The sequence below is a fragment of the Paramagnetospirillum marisnigri genome (genome assembly GCF_001650715.1).
Taxonomy (GTDB): domain Bacteria; phylum Pseudomonadota; class Alphaproteobacteria; order Rhodospirillales; family Magnetospirillaceae; genus Phaeospirillum; species Phaeospirillum marisnigri.
This window is the reverse complement of sequence record NZ_LWQT01000109.1, coordinates 24,909-48,335: the sequence shown is the minus strand read 5'-3', so window position 1 is coordinate 48,335 and position 23,427 is coordinate 24,909. Positions and strand designations below refer to the sequence as shown.

At 65.3% G+C, this 23,427-nt stretch carries 21 protein-coding genes; 17 read left to right on the top strand and 4 right to left on the bottom strand.

What is annotated here, in order from left to right:
* The first annotated feature begins 117 nt into the window (after positions 1-117).
* Positions 118-792 carry a hypothetical protein gene (locus A6A04_RS18675; protein WP_068495675.1) on the top strand — a complete coding sequence of 225 codons (675 nt, stop codon included), beginning with the start codon at positions 118-120 and terminating at the stop codon, positions 790-792.
* A gap of 10 nt (positions 793-802) precedes the next feature.
* Here the strand turns inward: A6A04_RS18675 and A6A04_RS18670 are convergent, their stop codons facing one another.
* The 3 genes from A6A04_RS18670 to A6A04_RS18660 form a co-directional block, all read right to left on the bottom strand.
* The gene (locus A6A04_RS18670) at positions 803-1,351 is read right to left on the bottom strand and encodes a YcbK family protein (protein ID WP_068495533.1); all 549 of its coding nucleotides are present in this window, start codon (positions 1,349-1,351) and stop codon (positions 803-805) included.
* A 102-nt stretch (positions 1,352-1,453) separates the two neighbouring features.
* A complete protein-coding gene (locus A6A04_RS18665; RefSeq protein ID WP_068495532.1) occupies positions 1,454-3,055 on the bottom strand; it encodes a L,D-transpeptidase family protein in 1,602 nt (533 codons plus the stop codon).
* A 135-nt stretch (positions 3,056-3,190) separates the two neighbouring features.
* Complete coding sequence (locus A6A04_RS18660) at positions 3,191-3,637, bottom strand: rhodanese-like domain-containing protein (RefSeq protein ID WP_068495531.1); 447 nt, start codon at positions 3,635-3,637, stop codon at positions 3,191-3,193.
* 148 nt (positions 3,638-3,785) lie between these two features.
* Here A6A04_RS18660 and A6A04_RS18655 point away from each other — a divergent pair, with 148 nt between their 5' ends.
* From A6A04_RS18655 to A6A04_RS18590, 15 genes are all read left to right on the top strand, one after another.
* Entirely contained in the window at positions 3,786-5,864 is a 2,079-nt protein-coding gene (locus A6A04_RS18655) for a nitrite/sulfite reductase (protein ID WP_068495530.1), read from the top strand.
* Positions 5,864-6,556: a phosphoadenylyl-sulfate reductase gene (locus A6A04_RS18650; protein WP_068495529.1), complete on the top strand. Its 693-nt coding sequence runs from the start codon at positions 5,864-5,866 to the stop codon at positions 6,554-6,556. The genes A6A04_RS18655 and A6A04_RS18650 overlap by 1 nt, the downstream gene beginning before the upstream one ends.
* A 21-nt stretch (positions 6,557-6,577) precedes the next feature.
* Complete coding sequence (gene cysD, locus A6A04_RS18645; RefSeq protein WP_068495674.1) at positions 6,578-7,378, top strand: sulfate adenylyltransferase subunit CysD; 801 nt, start codon at positions 6,578-6,580, stop codon at positions 7,376-7,378.
* Positions 7,379-7,394: 16 nt separating this feature from the next.
* Complete coding sequence (cysC, locus tag A6A04_RS18640; protein ID WP_068495528.1) at positions 7,395-9,320, top strand: adenylyl-sulfate kinase; 1,926 nt, start codon at positions 7,395-7,397, stop codon at positions 9,318-9,320.
* A gap of 118 nt (positions 9,321-9,438) precedes the next feature.
* On the top strand, positions 9,439-10,011 hold the full coding sequence (locus A6A04_RS18635; RefSeq protein WP_068495527.1) for a TlpA disulfide reductase family protein: 573 nt from the start codon (positions 9,439-9,441) through the stop codon (positions 10,009-10,011).
* A 174-nt stretch (positions 10,012-10,185) separates the two neighbouring features.
* Positions 10,186-11,238 (top strand): COX15/CtaA family protein, encoded by a 1,053-nt coding sequence (locus A6A04_RS18630; protein WP_068495673.1) that lies wholly within the window; start codon positions 10,186-10,188, stop codon positions 11,236-11,238.
* A gap of 162 nt (positions 11,239-11,400) precedes the next feature.
* A complete protein-coding gene (locus A6A04_RS22760; protein WP_172822822.1) occupies positions 11,401-11,562 on the top strand; it encodes a hypothetical protein in 162 nt (53 codons plus the stop codon).
* 12 nt (positions 11,563-11,574) lie between these two features.
* Positions 11,575-12,120 carry a cupredoxin domain-containing protein gene (locus A6A04_RS18625; protein ID WP_068495526.1) on the top strand — a complete coding sequence of 182 codons (546 nt, stop codon included), beginning with the start codon at positions 11,575-11,577 and terminating at the stop codon, positions 12,118-12,120.
* 16 nt (positions 12,121-12,136) lie between these two features.
* Positions 12,137-13,813 (top strand): cbb3-type cytochrome c oxidase subunit I, encoded by a 1,677-nt coding sequence (locus A6A04_RS18620; protein ID WP_068495525.1) that lies wholly within the window; start codon positions 12,137-12,139, stop codon positions 13,811-13,813.
* A 118-nt stretch (positions 13,814-13,931) separates the two neighbouring features.
* The gene (locus A6A04_RS18615) at positions 13,932-14,732 is read left to right on the top strand and encodes an SCO family protein (RefSeq protein ID WP_245651295.1); all 801 of its coding nucleotides are present in this window, start codon (positions 13,932-13,934) and stop codon (positions 14,730-14,732) included.
* A 27-nt stretch (positions 14,733-14,759) separates the two neighbouring features.
* Positions 14,760-16,328, top strand: a complete 1,569-nt coding sequence (locus tag A6A04_RS18610; RefSeq protein ID WP_068495524.1) for a cytochrome b N-terminal domain-containing protein — start codon at positions 14,760-14,762, stop codon at positions 16,326-16,328.
* Positions 16,325-16,828: a hypothetical protein gene (locus A6A04_RS18605; protein WP_068495523.1), complete on the top strand. Its 504-nt coding sequence runs from the start codon at positions 16,325-16,327 to the stop codon at positions 16,826-16,828. The genes A6A04_RS18610 and A6A04_RS18605 overlap by 4 nt, the downstream gene beginning before the upstream one ends.
* A 9-nt stretch (positions 16,829-16,837) precedes the next feature.
* A complete protein-coding gene (locus A6A04_RS18600) occupies positions 16,838-18,202 on the top strand; it encodes a cbb3-type cytochrome c oxidase subunit I (protein WP_068495522.1) in 1,365 nt (454 codons plus the stop codon).
* A 4-nt stretch (positions 18,203-18,206) separates the two neighbouring features.
* Complete coding sequence (locus A6A04_RS18595; RefSeq protein ID WP_245651294.1) at positions 18,207-18,638, top strand: cupredoxin domain-containing protein; 432 nt, start codon at positions 18,207-18,209, stop codon at positions 18,636-18,638.
* Between the two features lie 53 nt (positions 18,639-18,691).
* Positions 18,692-20,059 carry a GH1 family beta-glucosidase gene (locus A6A04_RS18590; RefSeq protein ID WP_068495520.1) on the top strand — a complete coding sequence of 456 codons (1,368 nt, stop codon included), beginning with the start codon at positions 18,692-18,694 and terminating at the stop codon, positions 20,057-20,059.
* Between the two features lies 1 nt (position 20,060).
* Here A6A04_RS18590 and A6A04_RS18585 read toward each other — a convergent pair whose 3' ends face one another.
* Entirely contained in the window at positions 20,061-21,968 is a 1,908-nt protein-coding gene (locus A6A04_RS18585) for an ABC transporter ATP-binding protein/permease (protein ID WP_068495519.1), read from the bottom strand.
* A gap of 215 nt (positions 21,969-22,183) precedes the next feature.
* Between A6A04_RS18585 and A6A04_RS18580 the strand changes: the two genes are divergently transcribed.
* A complete protein-coding gene (locus A6A04_RS18580; protein ID WP_245651293.1) occupies positions 22,184-23,395 on the top strand; it encodes a D-alanyl-D-alanine carboxypeptidase family protein in 1,212 nt (403 codons plus the stop codon).
* Positions 23,396-23,427: the final 32 nt, after the last annotated feature.

The window sequence follows — 23,427 nt, the reverse complement described above, 5'->3', positions numbered from 1 at the left end:
GGACTCCGATGGTTTGGTCTTGCCATGTCGATGATAGTGCGCGACGAAGGTGGCGCCAAATTTATTACGCGCCATATTTGTACGGGCGCGCCTTCCCGCAAGGATGCAATGGTGATCATGGCACGGTTTCATGGAATTCTTCTCACCCTGGTGCTGGGGCTTGGCATCGCCACGGCCGCCACGGCCGATGAGGCGGCGCTGGATCTGCTGGACACCGCCACCCCCTACAGCGCCGACTTCACCCTGAGCGGACCCAAGGGCATCTATCAGGGCAAGGTGTGGCACGCCAAGGGCCGGGAACGGCGCGAGGTCGCGACCAGCGGCGGCGGCCAGGCGGTGCTGCTGCTGCGCGACTCCGACGCCGCCTATGTCATGAGCACCGGCGGGCGCTGGTATGTGGGGCTGTCGCTGCATGCCGCGGGATCGCTGGCGGGGGGGCTCGACGCCTGGCGGGTGACCAAGACCAAGATGCGCGACGAGACGATGGCGGGCGTCAAGGCCACCCGCTGGAAGGCCCGCGCCGATGGTCCCAAGGGCGGATTTGCCGGTGAAATCTGGACCAGCCGCGAGGGCATCGTGGTCAAGGCGGTCGGCGTGCTGGAAAAGGCCGATGGCGACGACACCCCGGTGGAGATGGCTTTGTCCAATCTTAGGATCGGCAATGTCGATCAGGGCAAGCTGGAACTACCCCAAGGCTGGTTCGGCTTTGATTTGAAGAAGGTGCCCGCCGACCGTATCGAGCAGGCCATCGAGGGCATTCGCCCCATGTTGGAAAGCCGCAAGGGCGGGTAGGGGCAAGCCCCTACCAGGTCCGGAACTTGCCGGTATCGATATGGACGAAATCGGAGTCGGGATAGATGCCGACTCCGCCAGCCTTCAGAATCTTGGCGGCCTTGCCCACATGGCGGGTCTGGTGGCCGGGCAGTCGGATGTCCACCGCCTTGCCGACAGTGTGCAGGCTGTGGGTGGCGACGCCGTCGCTGTAGGACGCCAGGATGGCGTTGGTCGAGGGCGAACGGTAGCCGCTGATGATGTGGATGGCGCCCTTGGCACCCACCTTGCGCTGCACCGAGGCCATGACGTCGAGCAGGCGCGGGTCGATGGGGTGGACCTGGCCGCTGCGATGGTCGCGCAGGAAGCGGCTGATCTGGGCAATGGTCTTGGTCTGGTACTGCCCCTCGGCCCAATAGACGGTCTTCAAGGACTCGCCGGTATGGGTGTTGTAGAGGTGCAGCGAACGCTCGGGCAGGCGGCGTGCGGCGGCTTCCGCCTGGGCGGGGACCAGAAGGGTCGCGGCGGCGCCGAGACCAAGGGTCAGAAAGCCGCGTCGGCTTTTGGCCGTATGGATCATGCCCCCTCCCTGTTAGTGTCCGAGGCTCTCCCCCTCGGGTCGGGACCTTATTACCATTGGGGAGAGGGCGGGAGTCAACTACCCCTTGGGGGTGGTTGGTGATTAAAGTTTGCGGTCGGCCGACCTGGCGGCGGTGCGCAACAGCGGCTGGCGCGCCCGTTCCAGCGCGGGCGACAGGCGGCGGTCGTGCCCATAGATGTCGTCGCGGAAGTGAGGCGTTCCCTCGTCATCGACCCAGGCGGTCAGATACATCAGATAGACCGGAACGGTGCGTTCCAGCTTCATGGTGCGGGTCGAACGCTTGGCGGCGATATCGGCGTCAAGGCGTCCTTTCCAGTGGTCGCCCAGCATCAGCTCCGCCAGATCCACCGGCCGCTCCAGACGGACGCAGCCATGGGACAGGGCGCGGTAGGAGCGGGCGAACGCCTTGCGATTGGGCGTATCATGCATATAGATGTCGTCGGAATCCTTCAGGTTGAACTTCAACCGGCCGAGCGCGTTGTCGGGTCCCGGCGGCTGGCGCAGCCTGTAGGGAAATTTCTTGCCGATGGCGTTCCAGTCGATGCCATCGCCCGCCGCCTCGGGGCTGTCTTCCGGGTATTCGATGATCTTGAGGTTGCTGGTGGCGAGATAGTTGGGGTCGCGCCGCAGCTTGGGCAGGATTTCCTTGTTGGCGATGCTGGCGGGGACCGACCATGGCGGATTGAGCACCAAGGAACTCATGCTGGTGTTCATGCTCGGTGTCGGATGCTTCACGTCGCCCACCACGACCCGCATGCTCAAGGCCACCGCGCCGTCCTCCACCACGTCCAGCATGGCGGCCGGGATGTTCACCGCCACATGGTGCCGCCCCGGTTGACGGGTCATCCAGCGCCAGCGTTCCAGATTGGCGGCGATCTGGCGGATGCGGGCCTCGGCGGTGACATTGAGATTGGCGAAGGTGCGGGCGCCGACGGTGCCGTCGGGATCAAGTCCGTGGCGACCCTGGAACCGCCGCACGGCATCGACCAGGGCGGCGTCGAACTCGCGACCGTCAGCCAGGGTCGGCGACAGGTCGCCGGAAATGACCAGACGCTTGCGCAAGGTGGGAATGCGGTCGTCGCTGTCGCCGGGCACCAGCTTGGGACCATCGGGAAGCTGGGGCCAGCCCCCGGCGCGGGCAATGGCGCGGGTCTGTTCCAGTGCCTGTTTCAACCGGGCATAACCGATGAACTGGGGCACCGCCGAGGCGGCAAGGTCGCGCAGCGTCTTGCCTTCGGCGAGGTCGCGCAAAAAACGGGCACCGTCGAACTGTCCGCGGCTGTCCTGGCCGAAGCCGCCAAAGGCCCGATCCGGCTGTACCGCACCAATGGCGAGGTCCCGGCCGAATCGCAGCAGGGCGGCGCTGACCAGCAGGTCACGCTGCAGCTCGGAGTCCGCAGCACCGGGAACATAGGTGGCGGGGTTCAGACCCTCGGCGGTGGCGACGGCCTGCATCTCGGCCACCATGGCGGCGGTGCGGGCCTCGGACCAGACCGGTAGGCCGCCCCGGGACTTATAGAAATCCCGAAGGGCCTTGGCATCGGAAGCTGGCTCGGTGGAAGGCGTCGCCGCAATGGCGGCGTCCAGCCGCTGTGACGGGCCGACGGAGGATTCGGCGGCAAGAGTCGCGCCCGATGTGAAACCCAGGGCGAGAACCATGAACACGGCGGGCTTGAAAGACAAGGGCGACCTCTGACCCGCGTGGCGAGCCTTGATGGAGACTGTAGCTGGAATCGATATCGATCCAAACGTGCCGGGTGTCAACGCCCAACCGCTTTGGCGCAACAATATATCACCGGCTGTGTCCGGGGCAACACGTCACCCCTGCGCCCAGGGCAGTCCCTCGGCCTTCCATCCCGCCTTCAAGCCGCGATGGCGGTCTTCGTCATGAGGCCCCTCGAAGCCGTCGCTGACATTCCAGCACTGGCTATAGCCGAGCGCCGTCAGGTATTCCGCCGCCGCCTTGGAGCGCACCCCCGAGCGGCACAGCAGGAGAATCACGTCATCCTTGGCCACCCCGTGGGAGAACAACTGGGTGGCGAAGGCGTCGTTGCGGGCCATGGCCGGGAAGACCTGCCAGGAAATCAGCAAGACCTGTTTGTTCACAGGGGCCAAATCCGGAACCCCGACGAACGACCATTCGGCCTGGGTGCGCACGTCCACCAGTTTAACGTTGGGTGCCTCGGCAAGCCGCTTCCATGCCTCGCTGGGGGTGATATCACCGGCATAGGAGGTGGGGGAGGAAAGGGTGGGGGCGTCGGTCATGGCTGGCTCCGCTGTCTACAATGTACAGTTAATCTACTGCATAACAGGATTAAACTACACAAAAATATGTTGACGCAACTGCGAAATGTCGGCTATTTCGTATTTAGGATGCAAGTTACAAACTTTTTATGTGAATAGAGGCGCAGTCATGAAGGATGTCCCCCATACCGGCCTTGACGTGATCGAGCCCCTGGCCCGCATGTCCGACCTTGCCGAATACCGTCAGGCGCTGCAAAGCCGCCTGGCCGGGGAGTGGGACGAGGAGAAGTTCACCTCGTTCCGCCTGCGCTATGGCGTCTATGGCCAGAAGCAGGCAGGGGTGCAGATGGTGCGCCTGAAGATTCCCGGCGGCATCGTGCCCACCGCCTGGCTGAAGACCCTGGCCAGGGTCAACCGCAATTTCGCGCAGGGCTCGGCCCACATCACCACCCGGCAGGATTTCCAGATGTATTACGTGCCGCTGGGGCGCACCGCCGACATGCTGGAGGATCTCTACAGCAACGGCATCACCACCCGCGAGGCCTGCGGCAACACGCTGCGCAACATGAGCGCCTGCGCCCTGGCTGGGGCCTGTCCCCGGGAACTGGTGGATGCGGGTCAGGTGGCGGATCAGTTGTCGCGGTCTTGGCTGCGCCAGCCGCTGGTGCAGCACATGCCGCGCAAGATGAAGTTCACCGTCTCGGGCTGCGCCACCGATTGCGGCGCCTCGCCCATCCACGATCTCGGCTTCATCGCGGTCGAGCAGGGGGGGCGCAAGGGCTTCCGCGTCCTGGCGGCGGGTGGCCTCGGCGGCCAGCCCATCATGGCGGTGGAGGTGCTGCCTTTCGTGACCGAGGAAGAGCTTCCCACCGTGGTGGAAGCCACCGCCCGGCTGCACCAGAAGTATTCCAACCGCCGCGACCGCTCGCTGGCCCGCCTGAAATTCGTGCTGAAGCGCTTCGGCGAGGAAAAGTTCGTCGCCCTGTTCCGCGAGGAGTTCGACCGTCTGAAAGGCTTGCAGCAGCGCCCCTGGCAGCCCCTCTCCTGGCGCAAGCCCACCGAGGCTCCGGTGGCGCGCACTCCGGTTGGCGTGGTGGATGGCCATGACGGCAGCAAGGCCCTGGTGATCTATGTGCCGCTGGGCCTGCTGAGCTCGGACCAACTCGACCAGTTGCACGATATCGCGGTCAATGCCGGGGTGACGCAGACGCGCACCACCCGCGACCAGAAGCTGGCCCTGCTGGGAGTCGATCCCGCCAAGGTCGCCCAGGTGACCGAGGCGGTGAGGGCCATTGGCTTCGATGTGCCCGCCCAGGCCGAGGATGTGCCCGACGTGGTGTCCTGCCCCGGCACCACAACCTGCCGTATCGGCATCACCAATTCCCAGGGCTTCGGCCTGCATGTGGAGCAACAGGCTCGGGACGACATCTCGGCGCGCGGCGTCTCGGTGCATGTGTCGGGCTGCCAGAACTCCTGCGGCCTGCACCATGTGGCCGATATCGGCCTGCACGGCATGGGCAAGAAGATCGACGGCAAGCCCGCCCCCCATTACCAGCTCCATCTGGGCGGCGACGCCACCCGTGGCGTGGTCGGCTTCGAAGGCCCGATCATTCCCGCCCGCCTCGCCGATCAGGCGGTGGCGCTGCTGCGCGCCGCCATTGGTCCGGTGCGGGCGTCGGGCGAGGATATCCGTGCCTGGGCCGAGCGCATGGGCAAGGACGGCATTGCCGCCATCCTGGCGCCGCTGGAGGGCCAGGGCGGCGACGAGCGCTTCACCGATTGGGGCGATTCCGCTGTCTTCGTCGGCCCGCCCAAGGCCAAGGGCGAATGCGCCGCGCCCCAGGTCAGCACCACCTATTACGCCGATCTGGCCGATGACGGCCTGATCAACCTGGATCGCCGTCTGGCGCGGGGCCAGTGGCCCGAGGCCCTGAAGGCGGGCGAGGACGCCACCGCCTATGCGGTGCGGCTGCTGCTGGCTGCCAAGGGCCAGCCCACCGAGGACGGCGAGGGGGCCGAGGAGGTGTTCGCCCGCTTCCGTGCCTCCGCCGCCGCCGCCGAGGCGGGCAATGCCTTCGAATCGGTGCTGGCCGAGCGCACCACCGCCCTGGTCACCGGCCATGCCGAGTCCTATCGCGAGGCGCTGGCCTATTTCATCGACACCATCGGCCATGTGATCCGCAAGCCCGCCCCTTCGGTGGTGGCCGCCGTGGGCAGCCTCGCCGACGTGCTGGTGGAGGTGGCGTGATGGCCGTCGCCCCCGGCACGGTGGAACGTCTGCGGACCTCCTTCGGCCATCTGGACGGCAAGGCGCTGCTGGAAGCCCTGATCCTGGGCGATCTCAAGGGGCGCATCGCCGTCACCTCGTCCTTCGGCGCCGAATCGGCGGTGCTGCTGGATCTGGTGGCCCAGGTGGACCCGACCGTCCCGGTGATCTTCCTCGATACCGGCGAGTTGTTCGACGAGACGGTGGAGTATCGTGAGGCGTTGCAACATCGCCTGGGCTTGACCAATCTGGTGGTGGCGCGCCCCACCGCCGAGGACAAGGCCGCCGCCGAGGAGCTGTGGCGCAGCGATGTCGACCTCTGTTGCGAGTTACGCAAGGTGCGGCCATTGGCCAGAGTCACCCGTGGCTTCGATGCCCTGGTGGACGGCCGCAAGCGCGCCCATGGCGCCGAGCGGCAAGCGCTGTCCACCATCGAGGAGAGCGGCGGCGTCATCAAGGTCAGCCCCCTGGCCACCTGGAGCGCCGAGGACATCGAGGACGCCTTCGTGGCCCGCGACCTGCCGCGTCATCCCCTGGTGGCGCAAGGCTACCGCTCCATCGGCTGCTGGCCCTGCACCCGGCCGACCCAGCCCGGCGAATCGCCCCGTTCGGGCCGCTGGGCGGGCCTGGCCAAGACCGAATGCGGCATTCACGTCGCCGCCCGCGCTGAGTGAAAGAGATTTCCGATTATGACCATGACCGATCTCGACGCCCTGGAAGCCCAGTCCATCTACATCCTGCGTGAGGCTTTCAACCGCCTCGACAAGATCGCCATGCTGTGGTCCATCGGCAAGGATTCCAACGTGATGCTGTGGTTGGCCCGCAAGGCCTTCTTCGGCCATGTGCCGTTCCCGGTGCTGCATGTGGACACCAAGCACAAGATCCCGGAAATGATCGAATTCCGCGACCGCGTCGCCAAGGAATGGAAGCTGCCGTTGATCGTGGGCGAGAATACCGAGGCGCTGGCCGCCGGGATGGGGCCGCATGAGGGCCGGGTCAACTGCTGCACCGCGCTGAAGACCGAGGGGCTGAAGGCCCTGCTGGCCCAGCACGGCTTCACCGGCGTCATCGCCGGTATCCGCCGCGACGAGGAGGGCACAAGGGCCAAGGAGCGCGTCTTCAGCCCGCGCACCGAGGCCGCCGAATGGGATTTCAAGGATCAGCCGCCCGAATTCTGGGACCAGTTCAAGACCGATTTCGCCCCCGGCACCCATCTGCGCATCCATCCCCTGCTGGCCTGGAGCGAGTTGGACGTCTGGCGCTATATCGAACGCGAACGGATTCCCATGGTCAGCCTGTATTTCGCCAAGGACGGCAAGCGCTACCGCTCGCTCGGCTGCGCCCCCTGCACCGGCTCGGTGGCCTCCACCGCCACCACCGTGGCCGAGATCATCGAGGAACTGGAGACCACCCGCATTTCCGAACGGTCTGGCCGGGCCCAGGACAAGGAATCGGAAGACGCCTTCGAACGGCTGCGTGCCGGCGGATATATGTGAGCAGGGAGTGATGAGCATGAGCAACACCGCCGCCGTCCGGATCGACGATACCCCGGCTCCCGCCTTTTCCGCCGCCCCCATGAAGATCGTGGTGGTCGGCCATGTGGATCACGGCAAGTCCACCCTGGTGGGTCGCATCCTCAACGAGACCGGCGCCCTGCCCGAAGGCAAGGTGGAATATCTGCGCGAGGTCTGCGACAAGCGCGGCATGCCGTTCGAATGGGCCTTCGTCATGGATGCGCTGCAGGCCGAGCGCGACCAGGGTATCACCATCGACACCGCCCAGATCCGCTTCGCCACCCAGTTCCGGCCCTATGTCATCATCGACGCGCCGGGCCATAAGGAATTCCTCAAGAACATGATCACCGGCGCCGCCTCGGCGGAAGCCGCCGTGCTGGTGATCGACGCCGACGAGGGGGTGCAGGAGCAGTCGCGCCGCCATGGCTATCTGCTGCACCTGTTGGGGTTGCGCCAGATCGCCGTCGCCGTCAACAAGATGGACCTGGTGAACTACGACCAGACCCGCTTCGAGGTGGTGAAGGCCGAGATCGTCGCCTATCTCAACTCCATCGGGGTCGAGCCCACCTATGTCATCCCGGTGGCGGCGCGGGGCGGCGTCAACATCTCGGAAAACTCGGCGGAGACTGCCTGGTACAAGGGACCCAGCGTGCTCGGCGCCCTGGACCTGTTCGAGCAGGCGCGACCCGCCACCGACCTCGCCCTGCGTTTCCCGGTCCAGGATGTCTACAAGTTCGACCAGCGCCGCATCATCGCCGGGCGCATCGAATCCGGCCGCCTGAAGGTGGGCGACACCCTGGTCTTTGCCCCCACCGGCAAGTCCGCCCGGGTGGCCTCCATCGAGTCCTGGGGTGTCCAGTCGCTCTCCGCCGTCTCGGCCGGGGCGGGGCAGTCGGTGGGCATCACCCTGGACGAGCAGATCTTCATCGAACGCGGCCAGGTCGCCAGCCTGGCGGAAGCCGCCCCCGCCGTTTCCCATACACTGAAGGCGCGGCTGTTCTGGCTGGGCCGCAACGCGCTCAAGGTGGGTTCGCGCTATAAGCTGAAGCTGGCCACCGCCGAATACGCCGTCGAGGTCATCGCCATCGAGCGGGTGATCGACGTGGAGGACTTGGCCAACCATCCCGGCGCCGAGGTCGGCCGTAACGCCGTGGCCGAGGTGGTGTTCCGCTCGCGGACCCCCATCGCCCACGACTCCTTCCTGGACAATCCCCGCCTGGGCCGCTTCGTTGTGGTCGAGGACTACGACATCGTCGGCGGCGGCGTCATCGCCGAGGCGGGCGGAATCCATCAGGCCCACAAGTCGGCCAATATCACCGAGGTCGCCCACAAGGTGGATTTCGAGACCCGCGCCCTGGCCAACGGCCATCGCGGCGGCGTGGTGTGGCTGACCGGCCTGTCGGGGGCGGGCAAGTCCACCATCGCCATGGAAGTGGAGCGCCAATTGTTCCTCAAGGGCTGGCAGGTCATGGTCCTGGACGGCGACAATGTCCGCCACGGCCTGTGCTCCGATCTGGGCTTCTCCCCCGAGGATCGGGCCGAGAATATCCGCCGGGTGGGCGAGGTGGCGCATCTGTTCGCCCAGGCGGGCATGCTGGTGATTACCGCCTTCATCTCGCCCTATCGCGCCGATCGTGACCGGGTGCGCACCATCCATCCCGACGTCTTCCACGAAATCCATGTGGCGGCCGAACTGGACGAGTGCGAGAAGCGCGACCCCAAGGGGCTGTACAAGAAGGCGAGGGCGGGGCAGATCCCGGAATTCACCGGCATCTCGGCCCCCTACGAGGCGCCGGAGGCGCCGGAACTGGCCCTGGTCACCACCGGCAAGCCCGCCGACGAATCGGTGGCGGAATTGGTCCGCTACCTGGAGGCCAATTTCTCGCTGACGGCGCGGAATCAGACCGAAAGCTGGGGATTCTAGGCTTATTGGAACACAGAGGGCGGCGGGCCTTGACCAAAAGCAAGTTCGTCGCCGCCCTGGCCATGGTGTAGTTTCGCCCGAAGGGAACCGCCGGTTCCTCGCACGGGTGACACGTCTCATGTCGGATCGCGTTCTTATTCTGGTGGCCATTTCCGTCATCCTGGCCCTGGTGTTCGGCACCGGGCTGCAAATGCGCAAGCCGCAGACGGTGCCGCCCCTGACCATTGATCTGGCATCCAAGGCGCGGGTGCCCATGCCGCTGACCGATGTGGTCTCGGTGGATGCGGTCGGAGGCTCGGCGCCGTTCCGCGAGCGGATCAAGCGCCCCACCGTCATCAATTTCTGGGCCACCTGGTGCATTCCCTGCGTGCGCGAACTGCCGACGCTGGGTGCCTTCGCCCCCATGGCCGCCGCCGCCGGGATCGACATCCTTACCGTTTCCGAGGACAAGGAAGGGGCGGCGCCCGCCCTGAAACTGCTGGAGGAGAAGGGCCTGACCCATCTGGCGCTGGTGGTGGACGCCGACGGCTCCGTCGCCAAGGCCGCCAATGTGCGCGGCATGCCCACCTCGCTGATCATCGACGCCAGGGGCTATGAAATCGCCCGCATGCAGGGTGAAGTCGACTGGAGCCGCAAGGAAAGCCTGGATGCGGTGCTGGCCCTGCTGGAAGTCGGCGCGCCGACCCGGTAGTGCCGGTCGGCCCAACAACTGATTCGTGTTGTCATCCCGAGCGAAAGCGAGGGATCTCTGCCCGGGCCATGGTGCCGATTCCGAGCGGTCATGCCAGGACGAGTTCCCTCCTCCCCATGGTCGTCGGGATGACAGAGTAGGGGGGACGCAATGGTCAAGGGATTGGTGCGGTCCATGAACGAGTCCCGCTTGGGCGCCCCTGGCGCCACCCAACGCCCCGTGGCGATCTGGCTGCTGGTCTGCTGCTTCATGGTGGCGGTGATGGTGCTGTTGGGCGGCTTGACGCGGCTGACCCATTCCGGCCTGTCCATGGTGGAGTGGGAACCCATCCGCGGCATCATTCCGCCGCTGACCGACGCCGATTGGCACCTGTTCTTCGAGAAATACAAGCAAAGCCCCGAATACAAGCTGGTCAACGCCGGCATGACGCTCGCCGGGTTCAAGGGCATCTTCTGGCTGGAATACATCCACCGGGTCTGGGGCCGCCTGATCGGCTTGGTGTTCTTCATTCCCTTCCTGTGGCTGGCCCTGTCGGGCCGCATCGGCAAGGCGCTGATTCCCCGCCTGATCGGCCTGTTCGCCTTGGGCGCCGCCCAAGGCGGCATGGGCTGGATCATGGTGGCCAGCGGTCTGGTGGACAATCCGGCGGTCAGCCATTACCGGCTCACCGCCCATCTCGGCCTTGCCTTCCTGATCCATGGCTGGATGTTCTGGATGGCGCTCGGCATCCTGGCCGATCTCGCCGAGTCCCCCCGCCGCCTGCCCGAAGGCGGCCGCGCCATGGCCCGGAGCTGGTTGCACCTTCTGTTGATCCTGGTGGTGGTCACCTTGCTGTTTGGCGGGCTGGTGGCGGGGCTGCGGGCCGGTCTGGTGTTCAACACCTGGCCGCTGATGGATGGCCAGCTGATTCCCAAGGGCCTGTTCGCCACCGGCATCCACGAGTTGTTCGAGGATCACATGACGGTGCAGTTCACCCATCGCACCCTGGCCGAGATCACCGTCGTGGTGGCGCTGGGCGGCTGGTGGCTGTGCTGGCGGCGGCTGGGCGCCTCCACTCCCGCCGTCATCCACTGGGTGGCGGCCATGGCCGTGTCGCAGGTGATTCTCGGCATCGGCACCCTGGTCATGGCGGTGCCGGTCTGGCTGGCCTCAGCTCACCAGATGGGGGCCATGGCCCTGCTGACCCTGTGCCTGTGGGCCATGCACGACCTGACGCGCCGCGGATAATTTTATCACCCGATCCCGGGCTTTGGGCGCAAGAAAACTTCGTGAAATCGGTACTCCACTGCGTCTGACTTTACCAAAGTCAACGAAATGAACTTTCCGTAATGCGACGGTCAGGGTCCGGTCGTCCGGAGTTCGTTCGGAAATGCCAAGGGAGTTCGATCGATGTCTAATTCAGTCGAGAGCAAGCAGGAGGAACCGGTTCCGGTGATGCAGCGCATCCTGGATAACCCGTTCCTGCTGCTTTTCATCGGTGTTGTGGTTCCGGCGGTTTCCTACACCTTGTGGGGAGTCATGGAAGTCGCGCAACTGCCGATTGCGAAATAAGGGGGGCACGCAATGTCGATTTCTCCTCCGGAACAAAAAATCTGGTTCAACGAGCCCGTCGACAAGGTCGAGCTGCTGTGGGTGGGCATGGCCCTGGTCTGGGCTCTGATCATGTTCGCCATGATGCCGCTGTGGCACTTGAAGGGCAGCCAGAACATGTCGAACGAGGCCTATCGCATCCATCCGGAAGCGTATCAGGCCAAGGTCGACGACATGGTGGCCAAGTTCACCGTCGGCGAGGAAGGCAAGGCCAAGACCCCGGTGGTGCGTCCGCCGGCCGGGTCCGACGTCTACCTGCTGGCCCGCCTGTGGGAGTGGTATCCGGTTCTCGAGCTCGAACAGGGCAAGAGCTATCGCCTCCATCTGTCGTCGTTGGACTGGCAGCACGGCTTCTCGGTGCAGCCCGCCAACATCAACCTGCAGGTCCATCCCGGTATCGACGAGGTGGTGACCATCACTCCGACCACGTCGGGTGATTTCGGCATCATCTGCAACGAATACTGCGGTATCGGCCACCACACCATGCTCGGAAAAATCCGAGTCGTGGCTGCCAAGTAATCGAGGGGGAGCGCAAATGGTTGCCAAGCCCGTATTTCGGACCTGCGGATTGACAGGTCTGAAGATTCACGACGAAGCTGAAAAGCTCATCAAGGCCAATGCGGTCGTCGCCATCGTGGTGCTGGCCATCGGTGGTCTGATGGGTCTGCTCGTCGCTTTGACCCGTTGGCCGTCGGTGCACCTGCTGCCGGCCGATCTGTTCTACCTGGCGCTGACCGCGCACGGTATCGACATCCTGATCGTCTGGTGCATCTTCTTCGAAGTCGCCCTGATGTATTTCGCCTCGGCGATCCTGCTCGGGAGTCGTCTCGCAGCCCCCAAAATGGGCTGGGTGGCGTTCGCCCTGATGGTCCTGGGTGCCGCCATCACCAACTGGAAGGTGCTCGAGGGCAATTCTTCCGTGATGATGACTTCCTATGTGCCCATGCAGGCCGATCCGCTGTTCTATGTGGGTCTGATCCTGTTCGCGGTCGGCGCGCTCATCGCCTGCTTCATCTTCCTGGGCACCCTGGTGGTGGCCAAGGAAGAGAAGACCTATGAGGGCTCCATCCCGCTGGTGACCTTCGGCGCCCTGGTGGCCTGCATCATCGCCGTCTACACCATCGCGTCCGGCGCCATCATCCTGATCCCGACCTTCCTGTGGTCCATCGGGCTGATCAGCCATATCGACCCCTTGATGTACAAGGTGGTGTGGTGGGGCATGGGCCACTCGTCGCAGCAGATCAACGTGGCCGCCCACATTGCCGTGTGGTACGCCATCGCCGCGATCCTGTTCGGCGCCAAGCCGCTGTCGGAAAAGGTCAGCCGCATGGCTTACCTGACCTATGTGTTCTTCCTCCAGATCGCCTCGGCCCACCATCTGCTGGTGGAACCCGGCCTGTCGTCGTCCTACAAGATCTTCAACACCTCCTACGGCATGTATCTCGCCGTGCTGGGGTCCATGATCCACGGTCTGACGGTTCCGGGCTGCATCGAGGCGGCGCAGCGCAAGAAGGGCTTCAACAAGGGCCTGTTCGAATGGCTGCGTAAGGCTCCGTGGGGCAATCCGGTGTTCTCCGGCATGTTCCTGTCCCTGATCATGTTCGGCTTCCTGGGCGGCATCTCCGGTGTCACCATGGGCGTGGAACAGATCAACATCATGATCCACAACACCATCTACGTACCGGGTCACTTCCACGGCACCGTGGCGGTGGGCACCACGCTGGCCTTCATGGCGATCACCTATTTCCTGGTGCCCGCCCTGTGGCAGCGCGAGATCATCATGCCGGGTCTCGCCAAGCTCCAGCCCTATCTGTTCGGCCTGGGCATGGGCGTGTTCTCGCTGTTCATGATGGGTGCCGGTACCCTCGGCGTGTCCCGTCGTCACTGGGACATGGCTTTCTCCGATGCCCCGCATGCCTTCAGCCATCCCCCGGCCGCCTATCTGATGATGGGCATCGTGGGCGTGTCCGCGGTCATCGCGGTGATCGGCGGAGCACTGTTCGTGGTGGTCATCGTCGGCTCGGTGCTGTTCGGCAAGCCCATCAAGGCGACCGCACCGGCTCCGGCTCCGTCGCCGGTGGCGTCCTATGGCAGCGAGCAGCATGCTTCGGTCCCGGGTACCTTCACCCTGGCCCTGCTGTTCCTGACGGTGTTCGTGCTCTACTACTTCGTCAACTGGAAGTATCTGGCCAGCACCTGGCTCATGAGCTAGGCGAGGGTCTTGGGAAAGGCGGGCGGAATCGCGAGATTCCGCCCGTTTTTTTTCGTCGCGGCCATACGGCTTGACCACCGTCATGGTCGATGACGGGCAAGAGAATTAGAAAACACGCATGTTTGACCTCAGGCTGCTTCCCGTATTGCTGATCCTGCTGCTGGCCGGGCTCCCGGCACTGGCGGCCCCTGGCGTGACCGCCAATGCCGAGGAGGCGCTGAAGCGCTCGCGCGCCTCGGAAGGCCGGGTTCTGGCCGAGCATCATTTACGCGACCAGGACGACCGGCCGGTGGCGTTGTCGTCCTTTCGCGGCAAGCCGCTGGTGGTCAGCATGGTCTATACCGCCTGCGACCATACCTGCCCGGTGACCACCCAGACGGTGGCCAAGGCGGTGGACAAGGCGCGCAAGGCCCTGGGCGACGACAGTTTCCAGGTGGTGACCATCGGCTTCGACACGGTGCGCGACACACCCAACGCGCTGCGCATGTATGCCCGCCAACAGGGGATCGACGTCAGCGATTGGACCTTCCTGGCGGGAGGGGCCGAGGCCATGGAGGTACTGGCCGCCGATCTGGGCTTCACCTGGTTCGTGACCTCGCGCGGCTTCGACCACATCGCCCAGACCACGGTGATCGACAAGGACGGCCGCATCTACCGTCAGGTCTATGGCGAGAATTTCGAGATTCCCCAACTGGTGGAGCCTTTGAAGGACCTGGTGCTGGGCCGTACCGCCGCCCTGGATTCCTTCGAGGCCATTTCCAACCGCATCCGCTTTTTCTGCACGGTCTACGACCCCTCGGCCGATGCCTATCGCTTTGACTATGGAATTTTCCTGTCCATCGGCTCGGGGCTGCTGGCGGTGCTGACCATCCTGTGGTGGATGATCCGGCTATGGCGCCAGCGGCGGTCCGAGGCCTGACGCATAGAAGAGAAGAGGAAACCCGCCTTGTCCAATCCAATAAAAAAGGCCCTGCGCAACGGCCTGTTCCGCGTCGAAAGCGGCTGGGACACCCTGGTGGGGCGCGAGTCAAATCCCATGTATTGCCTGGGCGCCATGTCCTGGTTCTTCTTTTGGGTCGTCGGCGCCAGCGGTCTATATTTGTTCATTCCCTATGACACCAGCGCGGTTCGCGCCTGGGGGTCCATCGAATATATCTCCAAGGAGCAATGGTATTGGGGCGGCATGATCCGTGGCCTGCATCGCTATGGCTCGGATGCCATGGTTCTGACCATGATGCTGCATCTGCTGCGTGAATGGCTGCTGGACCGCTATCACGGCGCTCGCTGGTTCGCCTGGTTCACCGGCGTGCCGCTGATCTGGATGGTGTTCTCGTCGGGCATCACCGGCTATTGGCTGGTGTGGGACGAACTGGCCCAGTACCTAGCCATCGGCACCGCAGAATGGCTGGATTTCCTGGGCATTTTCGGCCAGAGCATCGCGCGCAACTTCATGAATCCCGGCGCGTTGACCGACCGCTTCTTCACGCTGCTGATCTTCATCCATATCGCGGTGCCGCTGTTCCTGCTGTTCGCCATGTGGATCCACATCCTGCGCATCAACCGCGCCAATACCAATCCGCCGCGCCAATTGGTGATCGGCTCGGGGCTGATGCTGGTGCTGCTGTCGCTGATCCATCCGGCCCAGAGCCATCCTCCCGCCGATCTGGGCAAGACCACGGCGCTGCTCAATCCCGACTGGTACTACATGGCGCTGTATCCGCTCTATGACACCAAGGGGCCGTTGATCGCCTGGGCGGTGGCCATCGGGGTGACGGTGTTCCTGTCGCTGATGCCGTGGATGGTGTTCGGCCGCAAGCGCCGCGCCGCCGCCGAGGTGTCGCCGCCCGACTGCAATGGCTGTGGCGTCTGCACCTTCGACTGTCCGTTCGGGGCGGTGGTCATGCGCCCGCGCGAGGACCAGTCCGGCCACGAGAAGATCGCGGTGGTGCAGCCCGATCTGTGCACCAGTTGCGGCATGTGCATGGCGTCATGCAACCGCACCAATCCCTTCCTGCCGGGGGGCGAGAACCGCAAGACCGGTATCGATATTCCCGATTTCACCTTCGACCTGATGATCAAGCGCATCTCGGCCCGTACCCATGGACTGGTGGGCAACAACCGGGTGCTGGTTCTGGGCTGCGAGCACGGCGCCAAGCTCGATCATCTGAGGGGGTCTTCGGTGGGGGTGCTGGAACTGCATTGCACCGGCATGCTGCCGCCGTCGCTGATCGATTATGTGCTGAACAAGGACCTGGCCGACGGCGTGCTGGTCACCGCCTGCCGTCCCGGCGAATGCTTCTACCGGCTGGGGCCGGAATGGACCGAACTGCGCCTGGCGGGCGAGCGGGTGCCCAAGTTGCGCGGCGCGGTGTCGCGCGATCGGGTCAAGCTGTCCTGGGCGGCCAGCACGGAAACCAAGTGGCTGATGGGCGATCTGGCTGAATTCCGGGTTGCCCTGGCCGAATTGCCCAAACCTGAACGCCCGACGACCACCAAGAGGAGGGTGGCGGAATGATCAAGCCGCAGCACATCGCCGGTCAGGCCCTGGCCTATACCGCTTTCGCCGTGATGATCGCGTATTTCGCCTCGTCGCCGGCCTATCACCATCACTCGCCGGATAATGCGCTGGTGCGGTTGTCGTTGACCCATGCCGGGCAGCGGCTGGGCGACTGCAAGGAGCGCTCGCCCGAGGAGCTGGCTGCCCTGCCGCCCAATATGCGGTCCAAGCAATCTTGCGGCCGCGAGCGCAATTCGGTGACGCTGGAAATGGATATCGACGGTGTCACCGTGTTCAGCCAGACCGCCAAGCCCGCCGGATTGTCGGGCGACGGGCGGTCGCGGTTCTATGATTCGCGCGAGGTTCCCGCCGGGCGCCATTTGATCCGTGCCCGCATGCGCGACGGCAACAATCCCGCCGTGTTCGATTACGATGAACTGATCGAGGTGGAGCTTGCGCCGCGCCAGGTGTTCGTGGTCGATTTCGACGAGGAGAACAAGAAGCTGTCCTTCGAATAGGAAATCGCCATGTGGCCGCATCCCTGGATGCCTGAACCCTTGAGTCCCGGCCGCCGCGCCGAATTGCGCGGCTGGGCCTTGTTGGCGGTGGGATCGCTGGCGGTGGCGGGCGCGCTCGCCCTGCTGCTGGGCCTGTCGCGCACGCCCAAGGTGCAGGACTGGCTGCCCTGGGGACCGCATTTCTTCTACCGCGCCCTGGTCACCCATGTGACTCTGTCGCTGACCGTGTGGTTCCTGGCCGGTTTGGGCGCGCTGTCGGTGCTGGCGGCGACCGCTGGCGCCTGGGCCGACCGGCTGGGGCGGCTCGGTCTGGGGCTGGGGAGTCTCGGAGTGGTGATCCTGTTGATCCCGGCCCTGGCCGACCAGGGCGAACCCTCGCTCAATAATTATGTGCCGGTGGTGAGCCACCCGCTGTTTTATGTGGGACTCGGCATCCATGCCCTGGGAGTGGCGCTGGCCTGTTTGCGGCTGTTGCCGGTGCTGCTGGCCCGGCCGAGGCAGCCGGTGGTCTTCGGCATCGCCTGCGGCGGTGTCGTCACTCTCGCCGCCCTGGCCTGTTTCGGAATCGCCTGGGTCCTGATCCCCGCCGGGACCGATCCTGACCTGTTCAACGAGCGGGTGTTCTGGGGCGGCGGCCATGTGCTGCAACTGCTGAACACCTTGATCCTGATGGTGGCGTGGCAGATCCTGTGCGAGCGCGAATTCGGCGCGCCTCCGGTGGCGCCGGTGCTGGCCAATGCCTGTTTCGCCGCCCTGGCCCTGTTCGCTTTGGCCTCGCCATTGATTTATGTCCTGGGCGGCGACGTGCTGGGGCTGGCCCATCGCCAGATATTCACCCGTCTGCTCTGGGTGGGCCTGCCACTGCCGCCGCTGGTGCTGGGGCTCGGCACCGCCCTGCAGCTGGCCAGGGGGCCGCGTGACTGGCGCTCGCCCGCCTTCCTGGCGCTGGCATTGTCGCTGGTGGTGTTCGGCATCGGCGGCTTCGCCGGATTCTTCCTGGGCGTGGCCGACACCCGGACTCCCTCCCATTACCATGCGGTGATCGGCGGGGTGCAACTGGGCCTGATGGGGCTGGTGCTGGTGGTGATCCTGCCGCTGTTGGGCCGCGAGGCGGGAAAGGGCAGGGCGGTGCCGCTGCAGTTCCATCTCTATGGCTGGGGCCAGTTGGTCCATGCCCTGGGCTTTTTCCTGGCGGGCGCCGCCGGGGTGCCGCGCAAGACCACCGGCATCGACCAGGGCCTCGACACCCTGTGGAAGAAGGTTTCCATGGGGGTGGTGGGCATGGGCACCGGATTGGCGGTGCTGGGCGGCATCATCTTCGTCTGGATGGCGCTGGTGCGGTTGCTGGGACGCCAGGAGACCCGCAATGAATAGCCGCATGGCTGCCACTTTGGTGCTGCTGGCGAGCCTGATCCTGCTGGCGGGCTGGCTGGCCGGACGCACCGGCTCGGACATCCTGCCATCGACCGCCTACCGGGTGGAGGGCAGCGATTTCGGCGCACGATTGGCGGCGCAGGGAGCCAGCGGGGTGGTCCGGGTGCCGCCGGGCGATGTCTATATGACGGCGCGGCGTTGGGAGTTCAGCCCCGCCCTGGAACTGGCGCCGGGCGGCGCCTATCGTCTGCATCTGCTGTCCGAGGACGTGGTGCATTCCGCCGCCATCGGCGATGCCGAGGTATTGCTGGAGCCCGGGACGGTTCGGGTGGTGAGCCTGACGGCGCCACCGTCGGGCCGGGTGCGCATCCAGTGCGCCGAATATTGCGGCCTGGGCCATACCAAGATGATCGGCAGCATCGAGGTGGTTCCTTGACGGCATGAGAGGGCGGTGGGAAGCTTATTTTCCCAACCGCCTGAGAGGTTCCCATGCCGCCCAAAAAGCCGGAGACCGTTGCCAAAGCCCTGGGGCTACGGCCTGATTTCCTCTGGGGGGTATCGACCTCGGCCTTCCAGGTGGAGGGCGCCACCAAGGAAGACGGGCGCGGCCCCAGCATCTGGGACACCCGCTGTCGCCTCGAAGGCGGCGTCTGGGGCGGCGTCAATGCCGACACCGCCTGTGACCACTATCACCGCTGGCCGGAAGACATCGCCCTGATGAAGGAGATCGGCGTCTCGGCCTATCGCTTCTCCCTGGCCTGGCCCCGGCTGCTGCCGCGGGGTAGGGGGGCGGTCAACCCGGCCGGGCTCGACTTCTACGACCGTCTGATCGACGGCTTGCTGGAAGCGGGTATCCAGCCCTGGGCCTGTCTCTATCACTGGGATCTGCCCCAGGCGCTCGACGATCTGGGCGGCTGGACCAATCGGGATTCGGCGGGCTGGTTCGCCGATTTCGCGGTGCTGGCGGCCAAGCGCTATGGCGACCGGGTCAAGCACTGGGCCACCTTCAACGAGTTCTCGGTCTTCACCCTGTTCGGCTATGCCATCGACTGGGCGGCGCCGGGGGTGACCGACAAGTCGGCCCATATGCGCGCCGTCCACCATGTCAACCTTGCCCATGGTGCCGGGGTGGACATCCTGCGCGACCATGTTCCCGGCGCTTCCATCGGCGCCATCCACAACCGCCAGATCGTGCGGCCCGAGGGCGGTCTGGAGGAGAACAAGGCGGCGGCGGAACTGCTGAACGCCCATTGGAATCTGGTCTTCGCCGATCCCCAGCATCTGGGCCACTATCCCGCCATAGTCCTGGATCAGATGGAGCCCCATGTGAAGGCCGGGGACATGGCCGCCATCTGCCGCCCCACCGACTGGATCGGGCTGAACCATTACGGCCCCATCTACGCCAAGGTGAATCCCGACCTCACCTGGGGCTATGGCTGGGGCGAGCCGCCCCAATCGGCCAATCATCCCGAAGTAGGCTGGCCGATCTTTCCCGAGGTGTTCAAGGAAGAACTGCTGGAACTGACCCGGCGCTACAAGATGCCCATCTATGTCACCGAGAATGGTTGCGGCGGTGGGGCGGGCAGCGATGAGCCCGACGAGACCGGCGAGGTCAAGGATACCCACCGCATCGCCTATTTCCGCGAATACACCAAGGCCATGCGCGACGCGGTGGCCGAGGGCGCCGATCTGCGCGGCTATTTCGTCTGGTCGTTGCTGGACTGCTTCGAATGGGGATCGGGCTACGGCCCCCGCTTCGGGCTGCTGCACGTGGATTTTCCGACCGGCAAGCGGACCTTGAAGAATTCCGGCAAATGGTATCGCGGCCTGATCACCGGGCAGCACGGGGGAGAGTAGGTCAGTTCCGCCAGTCGCCGCGCTTCCACATGCCGGAAATCAGGGCGCGGCGCTCGTTACGGCGCAGTAGCGAGCTGAACAGGCGCCCGCCCCAATTGACCGAGCGCTTGGGCTGCTCCCAGGCCTTGCGGCTTTCGCGCACCAGGATCAGCCCCTCGGGCGTGGGAGTCAGGGTCAGCTTGCGCTGGTGATAGGGTTCCAGGTCGGCATGGAAGCCAACGGTGATGACGGTGGCGGCGGGGAACTCGTCGAGCAGCAGCTGCATCATCCGCCGTTCGCCCTCGGGGTCCATGGCGTCGGTGGCTTCCTGCAGGAAAACCCATTTCGGGCGGTGCAGCAGCAGGCGGGCGAAGCCCAGGCGCTGCTGCTCGCCCGCCGTCAGGATCTGCTCCCAGGCATCGGACTGGCCCAGACGCTCGGTCAGATGGCCGAGCCCGACCTGTTCGAGCGCGGCGCCCAGCGCCTCGTCGGCGAAACACTCGGTGGCGGAGGGATAGGCCAGCACGCCGCGCAAGGTGCCGATGGGCATGTAGGGGCGTTGCGGCATGAAGAACAGGGTCGCGTCGCAGGGAAGACCCACCGTGCCCTTGCCCCAGGGCCATAGCCCGGCCACCACCTTGAACAATTTGACCGCCGCACCGGGATCGCCGCCGACCAGGACATGCTCGCCGGGGTCGATCTCGGCGCTGAAGCCCTGGAGCACCACGGCGCCATCGGCATTGGCGATGGTCAGGTCATGGAAGCACAGTGTCGGCATGGTCGACTTCTGCACCACGATGGTGTGGGCATCGGGGCGCGACGTGTCTTCCTTCAGGGCGGCCAGGGCCTCGTGCAGGGCCAGCACGCGCTCGACCGAGGCCCGCCATTCCGCCACCCTCTGCATATTGTCCACCGGCCAGGACAGCGCCTGGGACAATTGCTGGAAGGCCTGGGCGGTCTGCATCAGCTGGCCCAGCGTGGTGATGCCGGCGATATAGCGGGGCGCCGCGATCAGGATGGGGAAGGCGGTGGAAAACACCGAATAGCCCGAGGTGAAGATGAACAGCCGGGTCAGCCCCCGGGTCTGGCGGTTCCAGGCGCCCTCGATACCGCGGAACAGTTCGGAGAAGCGGCGGCGCTCGCCCACCTCGCCGTGCAGCAGGGCGATGGCCTCGGAATTCTCGCGCGCGCGGACCAGACCGAAGCGGAAATTGGCCTCGGCGGTCTGGCGCTTGTCGGTGGCGCGCACCAGCGGGCGGCCCACCAGCAGGGCCAGCGACGAGGCGGCCGAGGCATAGATCAGCGCCACCCAGACCATATGGCCGGGAATGGGAATTTCCACATCGGCGATGGTGATGGACAGCTCGCCCGACAGGGTCCACAGGATCTGGATGAAGCTTCCCAGCAGCAGCCCGCAATAGACCAGGGAATGGGCGAGGTCGAGGGCGGCCTCGGTGGTGTTGCGGATATCCTCGGCGATGCGGCCGTCGGGATTGTCGTGATCGCCCGGCATGTGCAGCAACTGGTAATGGTGGCCGGTGGCCATCCAGTTGTCCTGCAGACGGCGGGTCAGCCAGCGCCGCCAACCAAGCTGAATCCGCCGCTTGACCTTGAGATGGGTGGCGGTGACCGTCATGCTGGCCAGCAGGATGAAGCCGATCTGGATGATTTGGGTGAAAAAGCGTTCCAGCGACTTCTGTTCCAGGGCATCGAACAGGCTGGCGCTCCACAGATTGATCAGGATGGGAATGACCACCTGACAGACGGTCAGCAGCAGCAGCAAGGCCGCCAATCCGCGCACCGTCCACTTCTCGTTGGAATTCCAATAGGGACCGGCCAGCGCGGCGAAACGGCGCAGGAAGCTGGGCTGGCGGAGCGGTTCCGGCTCGCCGGTCCTGGGCGTTGTCTGAGTGGTCGCGTCCGATGCCATCCCGCTTCCCCTGGCGAAACTCTTGTATCCGCCCTCTTCAAATTAACCCTGTTTTCCAGGTGTCGTGAAGCGACTCTTTATAATCGACAGTTTGCGCCCCAAGACTTTACCCGTGGTTAACCCGCTTGCGCTCGGGCGGCGGCAGGCGCATTTCTTTGGGTATGATGCCAATTGCCTCCCTTGCCCGTATGGCCTTTTGCTTGATCCTTGGCCTGTTGTCCGCTCCGGCGATGGCCGCCGCGGCCGCCGCGGCCGCCGCGGTCGCCGAGGAGCCGCTGGCCGTGCTGACGGTGGACGCGGCCAGCGGAACCGTCCTGTCGGACCAGGGCGGCGGCAGGCCGCACCATCCCGCCTCGCTGACCAAGATCATGACCGCCTATGTGGCATTTCGCGCCATCGAGGCGGGGCGGACCAGCCTGGAAGCGTTGCTTACCGTATCGGAACGCGCGGCGGCCCAGGGCGGCTCGGTGCTGGGGCTGCGGCGCGGCGACACCATTTCCCTGGGTGCCGCACTGAAAGGGATGATCGTGCGTTCGGGCAATGATGCCGCCGTGGCGGTGGCCGAGCATCTGGCCGGATCCGAATCCGCGTTCGCCGATGCCATGACCGCCGAGGCCCGGCGATTGGGCATGGGATCGACCAGTTTCCGCAATGCCACCGGCATGACCGCCGCGGGCCATGTGACCACGCCGCGAGACATGGCGGTGCTGGCCCTGGCCATCGATCGCGAGTTTCCCCGCTTCAAGCCGCTCTTCTCCAGCCGCGATACCACCTGGAAGGGCCGCGTCCTGCCGACGGTGAACGGCTTTCTCGCCAATTATGCCGGGGCCGAGGGGATGAAGACCGGCTTCACCTGTCCCGCGGGCTACAATCTGGTGGCGCTGGCGCAACGGGCCGGGCGTCGCGCCCTTGCCGTGGTGATGGGAGCCCCCAGTTCCGCCGCCCGTCTTGCCACCGTTCACCGTGCCATGGATGCGGCATTGCGTTCGGCGGGCTCCGGCGGGCCTGTCCTGGCGGCCTTGCCCAATGCCCCGGGGGTGCCGCCCGATCTGTCCCTGGCCGCCTGCGGCATCCGCTCGGCCGGGGAGGGGGCGCGCATGGCCGTTTCGCCCTCAGTACCCTCGGGCTGGGGGCTGGAAGTGGCCTTCGGCACCGATCTGGCCAAGGTGAAGCGGCAACTGGCCTCGGCGCACCGCGAACTGTCCGGTCGTCTGGGTGGCGGGCGTCCCATGGTGGTCATCAAGCCCCGGGACGGGCTGTTGCGCTATCGCGGCCTGATCGTCGGATTGCAGGAGGCCAAGGCCGTGCCGACCTGCCTGGCCGAGCGGGCCAAAATGGGTGAGGAACGCTGTCTGGTCTTGACACCGACCATGTTGAGCGGTGCATTTGAGGATGAACGCCGATTCCGGATGATTTCGGCGCGATAGGCGGAAAATCTAGTGTCCCCGCCTGATTATCG